Genomic DNA, 15,381 nt, shown 5'->3' on the forward strand with positions numbered 1-15,381 from the left:
ATTTTATCCTTAAATCGGATCCGATTTAAGGAATTATGCAGTGGAGCGGGATGAGGAAAAATGTGCGCGGTTTTCCGCCCGCATCCTGCGCTGTTCATATTCGAATATTTGTAATCATCCCGACATAAAAGCGTTACCGGCCTGTCATGGAAGGTCACTAGTCCACTGCCATCCGCAACCCGGTGGAGAGGACCAGTCATGTTCAAGAAAATTTCACTTACCGCCATCACCCTTGCATTTTCGGCAACCTCGTCGCTTGCCGCAACCAATATTACCTGGTGGCACGGCATGGCCGGCCGCAATGGCGAAGTCATCAACGAGATCTCGCAGAAGTTCAACGAAGCCCAGAGCGCCTGCGCCCTGACCCCGGTTTCGAAGGGCACCTATGAGGAAGCGCTCGCTTCCGGCATCGCCGCCTTCCGCTCGGGCGAACAGCCGAACATCCTGCAGGTCTTCGACGCCGGTGCAGCGACCATCATCAATGCCAAGGGCGCCGTCGTTCCCGCCGAAGACCTGATCATCAAGGCCGGCCACAGCTTCGACCGCAACGCCTTCATCGACGGCGTGCGTTATTTCTACGCCGATAGCGAAGGCAAGTTCGTCGGCATGCCGTTCAACTCGTCGGCCCCGATCATGTACATCAACGACGAAGCCCTGAAGAAGGCCGGCGTCGAAGCACCGAAGACCTGGGAAGAGTTCGAGGCTGCAGCCCCGAAGCTGAAGGCCGCCGGTTACATTCCGCTCGTCCAGTCGCAGCTCACCTGGCAGTTCACGGAAAACTTCTTCTCGCGCAACAACATCCAGTTCGCGACCAACAATAACGGCTATGACAGCGTTGCCGACACGAAGCTGAAGGTCACCGACCCGAACTTGGTCATGATGTTCGACAAGCTCAAGGCCTGGAAGGACGAAGGCTACTTCGCCTTCTATGGCGCCGGCTGGAACGACAACCAGAAGGTCTTCGAAGAAGGCAAGGCCGCATTCTGGATCGGTTCGTCCGGTTCGTTCGGTGGTCTGCAGAAGACGGCGCAGATGCCGTTCTCGGCAACCTTCTTGCCCTATTGGAATGCGATCGAGGGTGCCGGCACCAACTCGTTTATCGGCGGCGCGGCTCTGTTTGCCATGTCGGGCAAGTCGGACGAGGAAAACAAGTGCGTCGCCGATTTCTTCCAGTTCCTGACCTCGCCTGAGATCCAGTACTTCTACCACAAGGCAACCGGTTACGTGGCCATCACCAAGGCAGCCTATGAGCTCGCCCAGAAGGACGGCTACTACAAGGAAAAGCCGGTCGCAGAAGTCGGCATCAAGCAGCTGATGCTGCCGGCCGGCGACTGGTCGAAGGGCTACCGCCTCGGCTTCTACCCGCAGATCCGCGAAATCATGGAGCGCGAATACGGCCGCATCTTCTCCGGTGAAACGACGGTCAAGGACGCCTTCGACACCATCGAGAAGGAAGGCAACGACCTGCTCGCCCGCTTCGCCAAGACTGCCGGCTGATCTCGATGACATCGGGAACGGAACTCCTCCCCGCGCCGCGGGGAGGGACGGGAACGGACGGGCGTCGCTTCGGCGCCCTCCGGCTGTTTGGCGGCAAGGCGAAGGGCAGCGAAGAAGCGGCCAAGCGCGTGCAATTCTCTTCGCCTTACCTGCCTTACCTCTTTCTGGCGCCGCAGCTGGCGATCATCTTCGTGTTCTTCTACTGGCCGTCGATCCAGGCGATCCAGTCGTCCTTCTATCTCGAAGACCCCTTCGGTTTCGGCTCGACCTTCGTCGGCATGACGAACTACACCGACGTGCTGAAGTCCGGCGAGTATCTGGGCATCGCGCGCTTCACGGCGATCTTCACCACGCTCGTCACCTTCTTCGCGCTGTCGATCGGCCTGCTGCTCGCCGTCAAGGCGGACGGCGTCATCCGTGGCAACGCCACGTACAAGACGCTGCTCATCTGGGTCTACGCGATCGCGCCGCCGGTTGCCGGCCTCATCGGCATGATGTTCTTCGACCAGCACATCGGCCCGATCGTCGAGCTTGCGCGCTGGTTCGGCTGGGACATCAAGGTCGGCCTCAACTATTTCGACACAGCTTTCTCGATGATCGTCGTCTCGGTCTGGAAACAGATCCCCTACAATTTCATCTTTTTCCTCTCTGGCCTGCAGGGCATTCCGGTGGCGGTGCGCGAGGCGGCGGCAATGGATTGCCGTTCCGGCTTCCGCCGTTTCTGGACGGTGATCCTGCCGCTTCTCGCGCCGACCGCCTTCTTCCTGCTGATCATCAACGTCACCTATGCCCTCTTCGACACCTTCGGCGTCATCGACGTGATGGTGAAGGACAAGGCGGCGAACAATCCGATCACCCTTGTCTACAAGGTCTATATGGATGGTTTCCGCGGCAACGACCTCGGCGGCTCCTCTGCCCAGTCGGTCATCCTGATGCTCATCGTCTTCGTGCTCACCATTTTCCAGTTCCGCTTCATCGAGCGGCGCGTGCACTACAATTGAGGCGGGGCCGATGTATCGCACCAAGTTTTTCGACCACGTCATCCTGCTCATCGGCGTCTTCATCATGGTGGCGCCGGTCGTCGTCGCCTTCATGACCTCGACGCACGAGGCGGCGGATATCCATCGCAACGGCCTCAGCCTCACCTGGGGCGGCCATTTCGTCGAGACCTACGAGACCGTGCTCACCCGCAAGGGCGGTTTCACCGGCAAGATCACCGGCCTCAACATGATGATGAACTCGATGATCCTCGGCCTCGGCTTCGCGCTCGGCAAGATCATCCTGTCGATGCTGGCCGCCTATGCGATCGTCTATTTCCGCTTCCGGCTCGCGACCTTCTTCTTCTGGATCATCTTCACGACGCTGCTCTTGCCGCTCGAAGTGCGCATTCTTCCCTCCTACGAGGTGATGAACACGCTGAAGCTGACCAACACCTATACCGGCCTGATCGTGCCGCTGCTCGCCTCGGCAACGGGCACCTTCTATTTCCGGCAGTTCTTCAAGTCGGTGCCGGACGAGCTGCTCGAGGCGGCGCGCATCGATGGCGCCGGCCCGTTCAAGTTCTTCATCGACGTGTTGGTGCCGCTGTCGCGCACGATGATGGCGGCGATCTTCATCATCATGTTCGTCTATGGCTGGAACCAGTATCTCTGGCCGACATTGATGACCACCGATGAAGGCTTCTTCACGCTGGTGCGCGGCATCAAGCAGATCCTGCTCGTCTGGGTCGGCTCGAACATCCCCGACTACAACGAGGCCTTTGCGCTCGCGATCCTCGCCATGCTGCCGCCGGTCCTGATCGTGGTGATCTTCCAGCGCGGGTTCATCAAGGGCCTGACGGAAAGCGACAAGTAGACTACGGAGCGGCGAAACCGTCTTCGCCGCTCTCTCAAACGCAATTTACCAACGGAGGCAGCCATGGCGGCCATCACCATAGCCGAGGTCTCGAAGATCTATACCGGCAATGTCGAGGCGGTGAAGTCCGTCTCAATCGATATCGAAGACGGCGAATTCATTGTGCTGGTCGGCCCGTCCGGCTGCGGCAAGTCCACGCTCCTGCGCATGGTCGCGGGCCTTGAAAGCATCTCGAAGGGCACGGTCAAGATCGGTCCGCGCGTCATCAACGAGGTCGATCCGGCCGAGCGCGATATCGCCATGGTCTTCCAGAACTATGCGCTCTATCCGCATATGACGGTCTACCAGAACCTCGCCTACGGCCTGAAGAACCGCAAGACGCCGAAGGCCGAGATCGACGCCCGCGTGGCGGAAGCCGCGCGCATGCTGGAGATCGAGCCCTATCTTCATCGCAAGCCGCGTGCGCTGTCCGGTGGCCAGCGGCAGCGCGTGGCCATGGGCCGCGCCATCGTGCGCAAGCCGGCCGCATTCCTCTTCGACGAACCGTTGTCCAACCTCGATGCCAAGCTGCGCGTCTCCATGCGCGGCGAGATCAAGCGGCTGCAGAAGCGTCTCGGCACGACGTCGCTCTACGTCACCCACGATCAGCTCGAGGCGATGACGCTGGCTGACCGGCTCGTGGTGCTGAACGGGGGCCGGATCGAGCAGATCGGCCGCCCGCTCGATGTCTACCATCGCCCGGCTTCGACCTTTGTTGCCAGCTTCATCGGCTCGCCGGCGATGAACCTGATCAAGGGCCGCATCGAAGGCTCGCGCCTGCATGTCGGCACCTACAGGATCGAGCTTGGCGAGCGTGCTCCGGTCGAAGGGCCGGTTACCGTCGGTCTGCGGGCCGAGGATCTGCGGCTTGCCGGCGTCGGCGAGGACGCGATGCTGTTCCAGGTCGACTATGTCGAGGAGCTCGGGGCGCAGCGCCTCGTCCACGGCACCATCGAAGATCAGGCACTGACGGTGGCGCTTTCTCCTGAAATCCCCTTGTCCGGCGATCTCGCCGTGACGATCGCGACCGACCGGCTGCATTTCTTCTCGACCGAGAACGGCAAGCGACTGGAGCGCGGCGCGTCTTTCACCAATACTGCCGAAAGCGCTCGCCCCCTCAGCCTGGAGCCGGCATTGTGATCGAAGAGACTGTCAGCATCCTCACCGTGCCGTCGCAGGAAACCCGCGGCGGATTTAGGACGATCGAACGTTCGATCTTAGCCCATGATGCCGTGATGGCGGCGCTGCCCGAGATGAACAGCATCGAGATCGGTGGAGAGCCGTCATCGAGCGCGCCGCTCGCCTTCCCGTTTACCGTTGCCGCCTGGAACCTGGAGCGTTGCCTGTTTGCGCCGGAAAGTGCTGCGCACCTGGCGGCAACCGGCGCGCCGGTCGTGCTGCTTTCGGAGATGGACAACGGCATGGCCCGCACCGGCCAGCGCCACCCGACTGCGGAGGTCGCAACCACGCTCCAGATGCAATATGCCTATGGCGTCGAGTTCATCGAGCTCGGCCTCGGCTCCGATACGGAGCTCGAATTCTGCAAGGACGACTTCAACGCGAAGGGTTTTCACGGCAATGCATTGATGGCTGCAGTGCCACTCCGCCAGCCGTTCATGATCCGCCTCTGGGGCGAGCGGCTCTGGTTCATGGACGGTGGCGATCAGCCGCGCGTCGGCGAGCGTTTTGCCATCGGTGCCGTGATCGAGACGGAAGCCGGCCCTATCGTTGCCGTTTCCACCCATCTCGAAAGCGCCACCACGGCGCCCTATCGTGAGCGCCAGGTCAAGGAACTCATCGACGCGCTCGATGAAGCCTTCCCGGCCATCCCTGTTCTGATCGGCGGCGATCTCAACACCGGCAACCATGCCGGCGGTGATTTCGAGGCCGAAGGTCTGTTTGCCATGAGTGCCGCGCGCGGCTTCACCCGCCATGGTGGGCCGATCTTGCTGATGACGACCCGACCGAGCCTGATCACGCGCTGGCCGGAGCGGGCGATGAAGCTCGACTGGTTTCTGTCGCGCGGGCTGAAGATCGGCGAAAGTCGGATCATTCCCTCACTCGACGCGGACGGCCGCCCGCTCTCGGACCACGATCTTGTCACCTGCGTCGTCGAGGGTTTTGAATAGGCCTGCCCCTCTCCTTGCCTAAGGCGCGCGCGCACTCTACATGTTGCGGGCTTTTCTACAGCGCCGCGCGTCTTATCAGACGCGCAAATGTCGCTGCAGCAGAGCGGGATGAGGAAAAGTATGCGCGGTTTTTCGCCCGTATTCCGCTCGAACGTATTAAAATCGTGAACTGATCTAACAGGGACGGGAAGATGGCGAAAATCGTCAATGTCGGGGTCCAGATGGACCATGTTTCGGGCATCAACATCGCGGGTGATTCCACCTTCGCGATGAGTCTCGAGGCGCAGACACGCGGCTATCGCCTCTTCCACTACACGCCCGAGAAGCTGTCCTTGCGCGATGGCAAGGTGTTCGCGACGGTGCAGCCGATGACGTTGCGCGACGTCAAGGGCGATCACTTCACGCTCGGCGATCCGGAACGGCTGGATCTCGCGACCATGGACGTGATCATGCTGCGTCAGGACCCGCCCTTCGACATGGCCTACATCACCTCGACGCATCTGCTCGAGCGCCTGCATCCGAAGACGCTGGTGGTCAACGACCCGGCCTGGGTGCGCAACTCGCCGGAAAAGATCTTCGTTACCGAATTTGCTGATCTGATGCCGAAGACCCTGATTACCCGCGATGCCGCCGAGATCGCGCGTTTCCGCGAGGAAATGGGCGACATCATCCTGAAGCCGCTCTACGGCAATGGCGGCGCCGGCGTATTCCACTCCACGCGCGACGACCGCAACCTGTCGTCGCTGCTCGAAATGTTCGGCCAGATGTTCCGCGAACCCTTCATCGCGCAGGAATATTTGCCGGCGGTGCGCAAGGGCGACAAGCGCATCCTGCTCGTCGACGGCGAGCCGGTCGGCGCCATCAACCGCGTGCCGGCCGAGCATGACGCCCGCTCCAATATGCATGCCGGCGGCCGGCCCGAGCCGACCGAACTGACGCCGCGCGAGAAGGAAATCTGCGCCCGCATCGCCCCGGCGCTGAAGGAACGCGGCTTCCTCTTCGTCGGCATCGATGTCATCGGCGATTACATGACCGAGATCAACGTGACGTCGCCGACCGGCATCCGCGAAGTCAAGAAATTCGGCGGCGCCGACGTCGCCAGCCTGCTTTGGGACGCGATCGAGCGCAAGCGCGCCTAAGGCGGGCGGCGGGACGCGTTAGACGACAGGCGCGCGGGCGCCGTAGCCACGAAATGTTACCAGCGCGCAGACGCACTCTGGTCAATTCCGATCGTGATGCTGATTGGCTGGCGTCCACCACCGAGCTGGAGCAGACGCTCTGTGGAAACAGGCACCCAGCAATGTCGTTCCAAAAAGGCCAGCCAAACGGGCTCTTCATGGACTGAGATTCGTTGCTTTGTTAGCCTATGCGCGGGCATCCGCGTCGGGTGCCGAAGATGACGCGATTCCGTTCTCCGCGGCTGCCTATCCCGCGAATTTCGATGATGTCCTGAGACGTCCGGCCGACCCGCGGATTGCGGAGATATCTTTGGGCTTTGCTGAGCGCCTGCCGCGGTGTGCACTGATATGCTTCCGGCGGACGGCGGCGATATTGCTGCTCGCCCCAGCCGTCGTCTTCGTCATAGTACCGGGGCTCGTCATAGTAGCGTGGCTGATCACGGTAGCGTGGGCCACCGCCGCCGATATAAATATCCAAATCCTGGGAAGCTGCCGCTCCTACAACGAAGGTGCACGCCATGGTGGCTATCGCACATGTCTTGATGATCCTGATCATAGAGCTCTCCTTTGACTGCCCGAGCATTGTACCGACGGAATCATGAACGGCAGCAAAACGGTTCACTGGACGATAATCACCCCTTGGCCGGTCGGCAGCGTCAGAATCGTCTGGCCGTTTTTCCTCGCGAAGTCGTTCCACATGGCGTTTTGTTCCTCGCTGCCGCGGAAGGCATAGTCATCGAGAATGATTGTTGCGCCCGGTACGAGATTGTCCCACACCCGCTCGATGCAATCCCTCTCGTACTGAGCGACGTTTAGGTCGATCGAAAGATAGGCAATTTTTGCGAGCGGCACGCCTTCGAGGGTATCGGGCAGCATGCCGCGAACGAGATGTGCATTGGGGAAAGATGCAAAGTTGTGCTTCGCGATCTCAAAAACATTCTCGTAGATGCCGGTGTTTCGCTCCGTTGCCAGCCGGCGCTCCACGTCCGTCATGTGCCCATGCGGGATGCCGCCGAAAGTGTCGAACAGCCAGAATTTGCGATCCAGCGCTTCAAAGCCGAGATACCGGCATACCGTCATTGATAGAAGACCGGCATTCACTCCGAACTCCACGAAGTCGCCTTCCAGGCGAAGCGCCCGCGATGCTGCCCAACAGCACGTGTGCGCGCGCCAGCGGACATCGGGAACGCGGCCGCGCTTCCTCCAGGCCTCCCGGTTGCCTTCCTCGGCAAAGGCCCATGCTGCTGCAAACCGCGGCTCGTCCATGAACGACGTGTTCTTGTTCATCGTCCTGAAGCCGTCAGCGGCATACCCAGGCAGCGTTTTGTCCCCATGTAGAAAGTATCGAGTGCGCTTTTTCAGTTCGCGGATGCCAACCATCATCAATCCCTGATTCGTTTAGAAAACTTGAGGATAAAATAGTCGGTCTAAGAGCTTCGGCAACCCGACCGTGGCCACTTGGATCCAAGTTGAGCGCAAGCGGTCGATACGCGTCGAGACCGACGGCTACCGCGCCCATGGCCGCTGGGCCATCTCTACGTTTCAGCACGTCTAATGATGGAAGAATGAAGAATTGGCACGATCAGCCGATTTAACTGATGAGGCGCGTGCGCGGCGTGGTGTTGCTATGTTCTATTATTGTTCTTGTTTTTGTGCGTGATCCGTGCAAGATTTTTCGCTGCAACCGAGAGGGGTTGCGGCGGCGTGGCGGGCCGCCCTGGTCGAAGAGGCGGTCATGGTTGCGCGTGTCAGTACGGTTGCATTCCAGGGGATAGAGGGTGTTCCGGTCGATGTTCAGGTCATGGTCGCGCCCGGACGGGTCGGCATGCAGATCGTCGGCCTGCCTGACAAGGCCGTCGCCGAGAGCCGCGAGCGGGTGCAGGCAGCCCTTCATGCCTCAGGCCTGGCGCTGCCGGCCAAGAAAGTCACGGTCAATCTTGCGCCCGCGGACCTGCCGAAGGAAGGCAGCCATTTCGATCTGGCGATCGCCCTCGGTTTGATGGCCGCACTCGGCGCCATTCCCGGCGATGCGCTGAACGGTTATGTCGTGATCGGCGAGCTCAATCTCGACGGCGCGGTCGCGGCTGTCGCCGGCGCGCTGCCGGCGGCGATAGGCGCCAATGCGGTTGGAAAGGGGCTGATCTGTCCGGCCGAAAGTGGTCCGGAGGCGGCCTGGGCCGGCGCCGAGATCGATATTCTCGCACCCCGCAGCCTGATCGCCATTGCCAATCATTTCAGAGGGACGCAGGTTCTCTCCCGGCCGGAACCCGCCATTCGTGCCGGTGCTGCCGATCTGCCTGACCTTGCCGATATCAAGGGGCAGGAAAGCGCCAAGCGGGCGCTCGAAGTCGCGGCCGCCGGCAACCACAATCTGCTGATGGTCGGCCCGCCAGGCTCGGGCAAATCGATGCTGGCGGCGCGCCTGCCATCGATCCTGCCGCCGCTGACGCCGGCCGAACTGCTCGAAGTTTCAATGATCCACTCGATTGCCGGGCAACTGCCGGGCGGCAAGCTGTCCGACCGGCGCCCATTCCGCACCCCGCATCATTCCGCCACCATGGCGGCGATGATTGGCGGCGGCATGCGGGCAAGACCCGGCGAGGCATCGCTTGCCCACAACGGCGTGCTGTTTCTCGACGAGTTTCCGGAGTTCGCGCCGCAGGTGCTCGATGCGCTGCGCCAGCCGCTCGAAACGGCCGAATGCATCATCGCCCGTGCCAATCACCGGGTCAGTTATCCCGCGGCCATCCAGCTGGTGGCGGCCATGAATCCCTGCCGCTGCGGCATGGCGGGCGAGCCCGGCCGCACCTGCGCCCGTGGCCCGCGCTGCCTGACCGATTACCAGGCCCGCATCTCCGGCCCGTTGATGGACCGGATCGATCTGCGCATCGACGTGCCGGCGGTCAGCGCCGCCGACCTGATCCGGCCGATGGCGGCAGAGGCAAGTGCGGCGGTGGCAAGACGTGTCGCCCGCGCCCGCGAATTGCAGATCGATCGTTTTATGGCGCTCGGCAGTCGCGAGCCATCCAGCAACGCCCGCTGCTCGACGGCGATGATCGAGCGGATCGCCGAGCCCGACGCTTCGGGGCTGCAATTGCTGCGGGACGCCGCGGAGAAGCTGAAGTTTTCAGCGCGCGGCTATCACCGCGTCCTGAAGGTTGCGCGCACGCTCGCCGATCTCGACGGAGCCGCAACCGTCGGTCGGCTGCATCTCGCCGAAGCGATCTCCTACCGCATCGCCGGCGAACGCCTGCAGGCGGCGGCGTAGCGCTCGTCTGCTCCCTCGCGAATGCGATGTTTCTCTGGAACGCTGGTATCGTGCTCAATTTCAATGACATTCCGCGCTTCATCTTGCCAACGTGCTTAGCGGGGGCACCTTTTCTCGAGGCGGATCGGCGCGTGGTCCAGGAAACGGAGTTCCAATCCGACGATCCGGCCCTTGCCGGAACGATGCGTCCCATCTGGGCGCTGGACCCGATGCCGGACGGAACGCGTGTCAGCGTGACCTGCGAAAACGTGCCCGAAGGGATTTCCAAAGAAGATCACGACGCGGGCCTGCGCTCGACGCTCGCCAACCTTGCGAGCTTCACTGAGTAAGGGAACCCTGAAGCGAGACTGCTGATCGATGCACAGGTTAAAAAAGGGCGCCCGCGGCGCGCCCTTTCCGATCGTAAGAGACAGCAGGTTGATTAGCCGCCGAGGCCTTCGAACAGCACCGTCGAAAGATACCGTTCGGCAAAGGACGGGATGATGACGACGATGTTCTTGCCGGCGTTTTCCGGGCGTTGGCCGATCTCGATGGCAGCGGCTAGCGCAGCACCCGAGGAGATACCGACCGGCACGCCTTCGAGCCTGGCAACCAGCTGCGCGATCTCGACAGCTTCGCCGCTGTTGACGGTCACGACCTCGTCGTAGATGCCGGTGTCGAGGATCGCGGGCGCGAAGCCGGCGCCGATGCCCTGGATCTTGTGCGGGCCGGGGTTTCCGCCCGAAAGCACCGGCGATTCCTCCGGCTCGACCGCGATCACCTTGATCGACGGCTTGCGTGCCTTCAGTACCTGGCCGGCGCCGGTGATGGTGCCGCCGGTGCCGATGCCCGAGACGAGAATGTCGACGCTGCCGTCGGTGTCGTTCCAGATTTCCTCGGCCGTCGTCTTGCGATGGATTTCCGGATTTGCCGGGTTTTCGAACTGCTGCGGGATGATCGCGTCCGGCAGGGTCTCGACCAGTTCCTGTGCCTTGGCGATGGCGCCCTTCATGCCCTTGGCGCCTTCGGTCAGCACCAGCTCGGCGCCGAGCAACGCCAGCATCTTGCGGCGCTCGACCGACATGGTTTCCGGCATGGTGAGGATCAGCTTGTAGCCCTTGGCAGCGGCGACGAAGGCAAGCGCAATGCCCGTGTTGCCCGAGGTCGGCTCGACCAGCGTCGTGCGGCCGGGTACGATCTTGCCCTGCGCTTCCAGGGCTTCGATCATGGCAACGCCGATACGATCCTTGACCGAGGCGATCGGGTTGAAGAATTCGAGCTTGGCGAGAAGGTTGGCCTTGACGCCCTTCTCCTTGGCAAGCTTGTCCAGCCGCACGATGGGAGTGTCGCCGATCGTTTCCGTGATCGAGGAATAGACGCGGCCGCGGCCGGGCTTGCGCGTGTCAGACATGGGTTTCTCCCTTGGATTTGAACCGTTTGGTTGTGACAATAGGGACAATGCCCGTTCTATTCCAGAACGGTAAACGCGACGCGACGATCCGCCGGAGGAAAAAACACCGGCGGAAGCGCTGTCCGGGGAATGTTTTTTCAGGCGGCGCGGGTGGCGATATAGGCGGCGGTACCGGCGAGAACGCCCGCGGCGACGCGGTTCAGCGCCTGCAACGCCTTCGGCTGTTTGAGCAGCGTGCGCGCCCGCGCGGCAAGCAAGATATAGGGCAGAAGCACGGTCAGCAGTACGAGGAATGTGGCCATCAGCAACAGTCCGTATTCGCGCGGCCCGATCACCGCAATGTCGATCAGCGTCGGCACGAGCGCCACGTAAAACAGCATCGTCTTGGGATTGCCGAGCGTGACCAGCAGGCCCGAAAGAAACGACATCGACGCGTTTGCCGACGTCTTCGCCTTGATATCCTGCGGCAGGAGGCCAGCCGTCCAGAGCTTCCAGGCGATGTAGCCGAGGTAGAGCACGCCCGCGAACTTGACGATCAGGAAAACGGTGGTGAAGGTCTGGGCGATCAGCGCCAGGCCGAGCACCACGGCAGTCAGGTAAACCATGTCGCCGAGGATCAGGCCGAGCCCCATGAAGAACGTCTCGCGAAAGCCTGAGCCGAGCGCCCGCGCGACGAGGGCGGTGACGCCGGGACCGGGAATGATGGCTGCGATGAAGAGAGCGCCGCTATAGGCAAGCAGGGCTGCAAGCGTCATGATCGTTCCTCCCGGTGGCGACGCCGTTTCTTAGCGCAGAGCGTCGAAAATGGAAATCCGGATCGGCACGCGAGCGGCAATTTCGCGACAAAATTGATCGGGTGACAAGTCCGGCGTTGCCCGGATTCGGCAGATGCGTAGAGCTCTACGGCAGCAACCTTTGCGCGTCTGATAAGACGCGCGGCGCTGTAGGAAATCCGCAACAAAGGCGCGCGTCATGCCCGAGATACAACACCTCATCGGCTTTGCCCTCATTGCCCTCGGCATGGTGCTGACGCCTGGGCCGAACATGATCTACCTGATCTCCCGGTCGATCAGCCAGGGGCCGGCTGCGGGGCTGATCTCGCTCGGCGGCGTCGCGCTCGGTTTCGTCGTCTACATGGTCTCGGCGGCCCTCGGTATCACAGCGCTGCTGTTTGCCGTGCCTTTTGCCTATGACGCTTTGCGCCTGGCCGGTGCCGGCTATCTCGTCTATCTCGCCTGGCAGGCGGTCAGACCCGGCGGGCGCTCGCCCTTCCAGGTCAAGAACCTGCCGAAGGACGGCCCGCGCAAGCTGTTCCTGATGGGCTTCCTGACGAGCCTCTTGAACCCCAAGGTCGCCGTGCTCTATCTCTCGCTGCTGCCGCAGTTCATCCGCCCGGAGGCGGGCAACGTGCTGGCGCAGTCGATGATCTTCGGCTCGATCCAGATCGCCACCAGTGTGTCGGTCAATGCGATGATCGCGCTGGCGGCAAGCTCGATCGCCGCCTTCCTGGCCGGGCGCCCCTTGTTCATGGTGGTGCAGCGCTGGGCCATGGGCACGGCACTGTTCGGCTTCGCCCTCAGCATGGCCGCCGAAGCGCGTAGGTAAGGGAGCATGCCTCTATCAGGCTTCAGACAAGCCGCTGTCGATGGTGGCTGCCGCGCGCCACTTTGCCGTGTCGCGCGGCCCGGTGGTCCTATTCGAGCACCGGCCGCATGAAGCTGCGCTCGTAGCTGACGATGCAGCGCGTCTTTTCGGCAAAGGCGAAGGCCTCCAGGCATTCCGGGTCCTTGGCCATTTTCCCGCGATAGATCTCGTATTCGGCCAGGCTCGGGAAGGTGAAGAGCGCCAACGCGATGTTGTTTGCGCCCTCGTGCGGCATGAAATAGCCGTGATGCGTGCCGCCGAGCCGGTTGACCAGCGGAATCCAGAGCTTGGCGTAATGTTCGAACTCGGCCAGCTTGTAAGGATCGATGACGTATTTCAGATAGCAGGTGATCATGCGGTTCTCCCTTCGCGTCTCCGCTTGATAGGGGAGGGCAGCCGAAGTTTCCAGCCGAGATTCATGCCGGCGGCGGCGATAAGGATGGCGATCGATCCGAAGATCTGGATCGGCTGCAGCGCATGGCCGAAGGCCAGCCGGTCGACGACGATGGCGGCGATCGGGTAGATGAAGGAAAGCGCCCCGGTCATGTGCGTCGGCAACCGCTGGATGGCGCCATAGAGCAGCACATACATGATGCCCGTATGGATGACGCCGACGGCGATCAGGATCGACCATTGTTCGCCGCCGGAAGGGGCGGGGGCGGCAAGGGCCATCGGCGCCAGCATCAGCGTGCCGGTCACGACCTGGATCAGCGCGATCAGATGCGGTGGCGTTCCCTTGAGCAGCTTCGTCAACAGGGCCGCGATCGCGTAGAAGAAGGCGGCGCCGATCGCAAGGGCGATGCCGATCAGGTAATCCTCCGGCGCAAAGCCGCCGCCGGGCTTGGCCGAGATGATCGCCAGCATGCCGGCAAAGGAGATCGAAAGCCAGAAGACCTTGGTCGCGGTGATCTTTTCGCCGAGAAACAGCGCGCCGAGCCCCAGCAGCATGAACGGCTGGGTGTTGTAGACCATCGTCGCGATCGAGATTGAGGCATGCGAATAGGCCGCGAACAGCAGCAACCAGTTGACGACGATGGCGATACCGCCGGCGATCGACAGAAGCACGACCCGCCGGGTGAAATGGCGGCGGTCGAGCAGACCAAGCATCGCCGCGATCGCGATCAGCGTCGCCGCGCCGAACACGCAGCGCCAGAAGACGACGCTCGTCACCGGCTGGCCGGACATCAGCACGAACCAGCCGATCGTGCCCGATATCAGCATGGCTGCCGTCATCTCCGCACTGCCTCGTTTAATGTCTGCGCCCATGGTGATCGCTCCTCGGTTGATGGCCCAAGATTAATCGGCGTCCACGACGGTTTATATGGAAGATCGCAGGCATTTCGACTATTATTCCTAATCATCGAAGATAATTTCGATATTTTGGCTTTTGAGGTTGCCGATGCTCGATGAAGTCGATCGCCGCATTCTGGATATTCTGGCGGCAAATGCGCGCGTCTCGCTGAAGGAACTGGCGCAGGAGGCGGGCCTCTCGTCGCCAAGCGCTGCCGACCGCCTGCGCAAGCTTGAAGAACGCGGCGTCCTCGACGGTTTCACCATCGCCATCAATCCGGTGAAGCTCGGCTATCCCCTGCAGGCGATCGTTCGCGTGCGGCCGATGCCGGGCATGCTGCATATCGTTGAGAAATTGATTCAGGAGACGCCCGAAATCGTCGAATGCGACAAGGTCACTGGCGATGACTGCTTCATCGCCAAGCTGTTCGTGCGCGACATGGGGGAGCTGGACACGCTGCTCGACCGTATCGCCGAAAAAGCGCAGACCAACACGTCGATCGTCAAGTCAACGCCGGTCAAGCGGCGTCTGCCGCCGCTTATCTGATCGAACTTTTCGAAGTCATGCATTCCCTGACGGAAAACCGCTTCGCACTTTTCCTGGAAATGCTTTAGACGCCGGTGGAGCCGAAGCCGCCGGCGCCGCGTGTGGTCTCGCTGGCGCTGTCGGCCTCGCGGACGCTCACCTGGGTCACCGGCGCGATCACCATCTGCGCGATGCGCATGTCGCGTTCGATGACGAAATCCTCATCGCCGAGATTGATCAGCAGAACCTTTACTTCGCCGCGATAATCACTGTCGATCGTGCCCGGGGTGTTGAGGCAGGTGATGCCATGCTTGAAGGCAAGGCCCGAACGCGGGCGGATCTGTGCCTCGTAACCGGCCGGAATCTCGAAGATGAAGCCGGTCGGAACCAGTGCCCGTTTTCCCGGCGCAAGCGTCATCGGCTCGCCGGCCGTAACGGCGGCGCGCAGGTCCATGCCGGCGGCGCCCTCGGTCTCATAGGCAGGTAGCTCCAATGCCTCGGCATGCGGCAGCCGAATGAGGGTCAAGGCGGGTTTTGTCTGGGGCGTGTGCATGGTCATCCATTCA

At 61.9% G+C, this 15,381-nt stretch carries 17 protein-coding genes; 10 read left to right on the plus strand and 7 right to left on the minus strand.

The annotated features are described in order from the left end of the window. The first annotated feature begins 198 nt into the window (after positions 1-198). The 6 genes from AC244_RS24940 (at position 199) to gshB (ending at position 6,658) form a co-directional block, all read left to right on the plus strand. Entirely contained in the window at positions 199-1,497 is a 1,299-nt protein-coding gene (locus AC244_RS24940) for an extracellular solute-binding protein (protein WP_053251515.1), read from the plus strand. Between the two features lie 5 nt (positions 1,498-1,502). Further along, positions 1,503-2,498: an ABC transporter permease subunit gene (locus AC244_RS24945; protein ID WP_152976090.1), complete on the plus strand. Its 996-nt coding sequence runs from the start codon at positions 1,503-1,505 to the stop codon at positions 2,496-2,498. Positions 2,499-2,508: 10 nt separating this feature from the next. Next, positions 2,509-3,351, plus strand: a complete 843-nt coding sequence (ugpE, locus tag AC244_RS24950) for a sn-glycerol-3-phosphate ABC transporter permease UgpE (protein ID WP_053251516.1) — start codon at positions 2,509-2,511, stop codon at positions 3,349-3,351. Positions 3,352-3,414: 63 nt separating this feature from the next. After that, positions 3,415-4,530, plus strand: coding sequence for a sn-glycerol-3-phosphate import ATP-binding protein UgpC (locus tag AC244_RS24955; RefSeq protein WP_053251517.1), 1,116 nt, complete (start codon positions 3,415-3,417; stop codon positions 4,528-4,530). Next, positions 4,527-5,519 carry an endonuclease/exonuclease/phosphatase family protein gene (locus AC244_RS24960; RefSeq protein WP_053251518.1) on the plus strand — a complete coding sequence of 331 codons (993 nt, stop codon included), beginning with the start codon at positions 4,527-4,529 and terminating at the stop codon, positions 5,517-5,519. The genes AC244_RS24955 and AC244_RS24960 overlap by 4 nt, the downstream gene beginning before the upstream one ends. 191 nt (positions 5,520-5,710) lie before the next feature. Continuing rightward, on the plus strand, positions 5,711-6,658 hold the full coding sequence (gene gshB, locus AC244_RS24965; protein ID WP_053251519.1) for a glutathione synthase: 948 nt from the start codon (positions 5,711-5,713) through the stop codon (positions 6,656-6,658). A gap of 220 nt (positions 6,659-6,878) precedes the next feature. Here the strand turns inward: gshB and AC244_RS24970 are convergent, their stop codons facing one another. Then, a complete protein-coding gene (locus AC244_RS24970; RefSeq protein WP_053251520.1) occupies positions 6,879-7,253 on the minus strand; it encodes a hypothetical protein in 375 nt (124 codons plus the stop codon). Between the two features lie 62 nt (positions 7,254-7,315). After that, complete coding sequence (locus tag AC244_RS24975) at positions 7,316-7,984, minus strand: TylF/MycF/NovP-related O-methyltransferase (RefSeq protein WP_234717028.1); 669 nt, start codon at positions 7,982-7,984, stop codon at positions 7,316-7,318. A gap of 448 nt (positions 7,985-8,432) precedes the next feature. On the opposite strand from AC244_RS24975, the gene AC244_RS24980 reads away from it, so the two are divergent. Both AC244_RS24980 and AC244_RS24985 read left to right on the plus strand, forming a co-directional pair. Continuing rightward, positions 8,433-9,965: a YifB family Mg chelatase-like AAA ATPase gene (locus AC244_RS24980; RefSeq protein WP_053251521.1), complete on the plus strand. Its 1,533-nt coding sequence runs from the start codon at positions 8,433-8,435 to the stop codon at positions 9,963-9,965. A gap of 131 nt (positions 9,966-10,096) precedes the next feature. After that, the gene (locus AC244_RS24985; RefSeq protein ID WP_152976091.1) at positions 10,097-10,294 is read left to right on the plus strand and encodes an SRPBCC domain-containing protein; all 198 of its coding nucleotides are present in this window, start codon (positions 10,097-10,099) and stop codon (positions 10,292-10,294) included. A gap of 92 nt (positions 10,295-10,386) precedes the next feature. Here the strand turns inward: AC244_RS24985 and cysK are convergent, their stop codons facing one another. Next, complete coding sequence (gene cysK / locus AC244_RS24990; protein WP_053251523.1) at positions 10,387-11,355, minus strand: cysteine synthase A; 969 nt, start codon at positions 11,353-11,355, stop codon at positions 10,387-10,389. Positions 11,356-11,492: 137 nt separating this feature from the next. Next, a complete protein-coding gene (locus tag AC244_RS24995) occupies positions 11,493-12,110 on the minus strand; it encodes a LysE family translocator (protein WP_053251524.1) in 618 nt (205 codons plus the stop codon). A 217-nt stretch (positions 12,111-12,327) separates the two neighbouring features. Here AC244_RS24995 and AC244_RS25000 point away from each other — a divergent pair, with 217 nt between their 5' ends. After that, positions 12,328-12,960 (plus strand): LysE family translocator, encoded by a 633-nt coding sequence (locus AC244_RS25000; protein ID WP_053251525.1) that lies wholly within the window; start codon positions 12,328-12,330, stop codon positions 12,958-12,960. Positions 12,961-13,048: 88 nt separating this feature from the next. On the opposite strand, the gene AC244_RS25005 is transcribed toward AC244_RS25000, so the two are convergent. Both AC244_RS25005 and AC244_RS25010 read right to left on the minus strand, forming a co-directional pair. After that, on the minus strand, positions 13,049-13,354 hold the full coding sequence (locus AC244_RS25005) for an NIPSNAP family protein (RefSeq protein ID WP_053251526.1): 306 nt from the start codon (positions 13,352-13,354) through the stop codon (positions 13,049-13,051). Then, positions 13,351-14,265, minus strand: coding sequence for a DMT family transporter (locus tag AC244_RS25010; protein ID WP_053251527.1), 915 nt, complete (start codon positions 14,263-14,265; stop codon positions 13,351-13,353). The genes AC244_RS25005 and AC244_RS25010 overlap by 4 nt, the downstream gene beginning before the upstream one ends. Positions 14,266-14,398: 133 nt before the next feature. Here AC244_RS25010 and AC244_RS25015 point away from each other — a divergent pair, with 133 nt between their 5' ends. Continuing rightward, positions 14,399-14,836 carry an Lrp/AsnC family transcriptional regulator gene (locus tag AC244_RS25015; protein ID WP_053251528.1) on the plus strand — a complete coding sequence of 146 codons (438 nt, stop codon included), beginning with the start codon at positions 14,399-14,401 and terminating at the stop codon, positions 14,834-14,836. A gap of 64 nt (positions 14,837-14,900) precedes the next feature. Here the strand turns inward: AC244_RS25015 and dut are convergent, their stop codons facing one another. Then, positions 14,901-15,368, minus strand: coding sequence for a dUTP diphosphatase (dut, locus tag AC244_RS25020; RefSeq protein ID WP_152976092.1), 468 nt, complete (start codon positions 15,366-15,368; stop codon positions 14,901-14,903). Between the last annotated feature and the right edge of the window lie 13 nt (positions 15,369-15,381).

Source organism: Ensifer adhaerens (genome assembly GCF_001270265.1).
Classification (GTDB): domain Bacteria; phylum Pseudomonadota; class Alphaproteobacteria; order Rhizobiales; family Rhizobiaceae; genus Ensifer; species Ensifer adhaerens_B.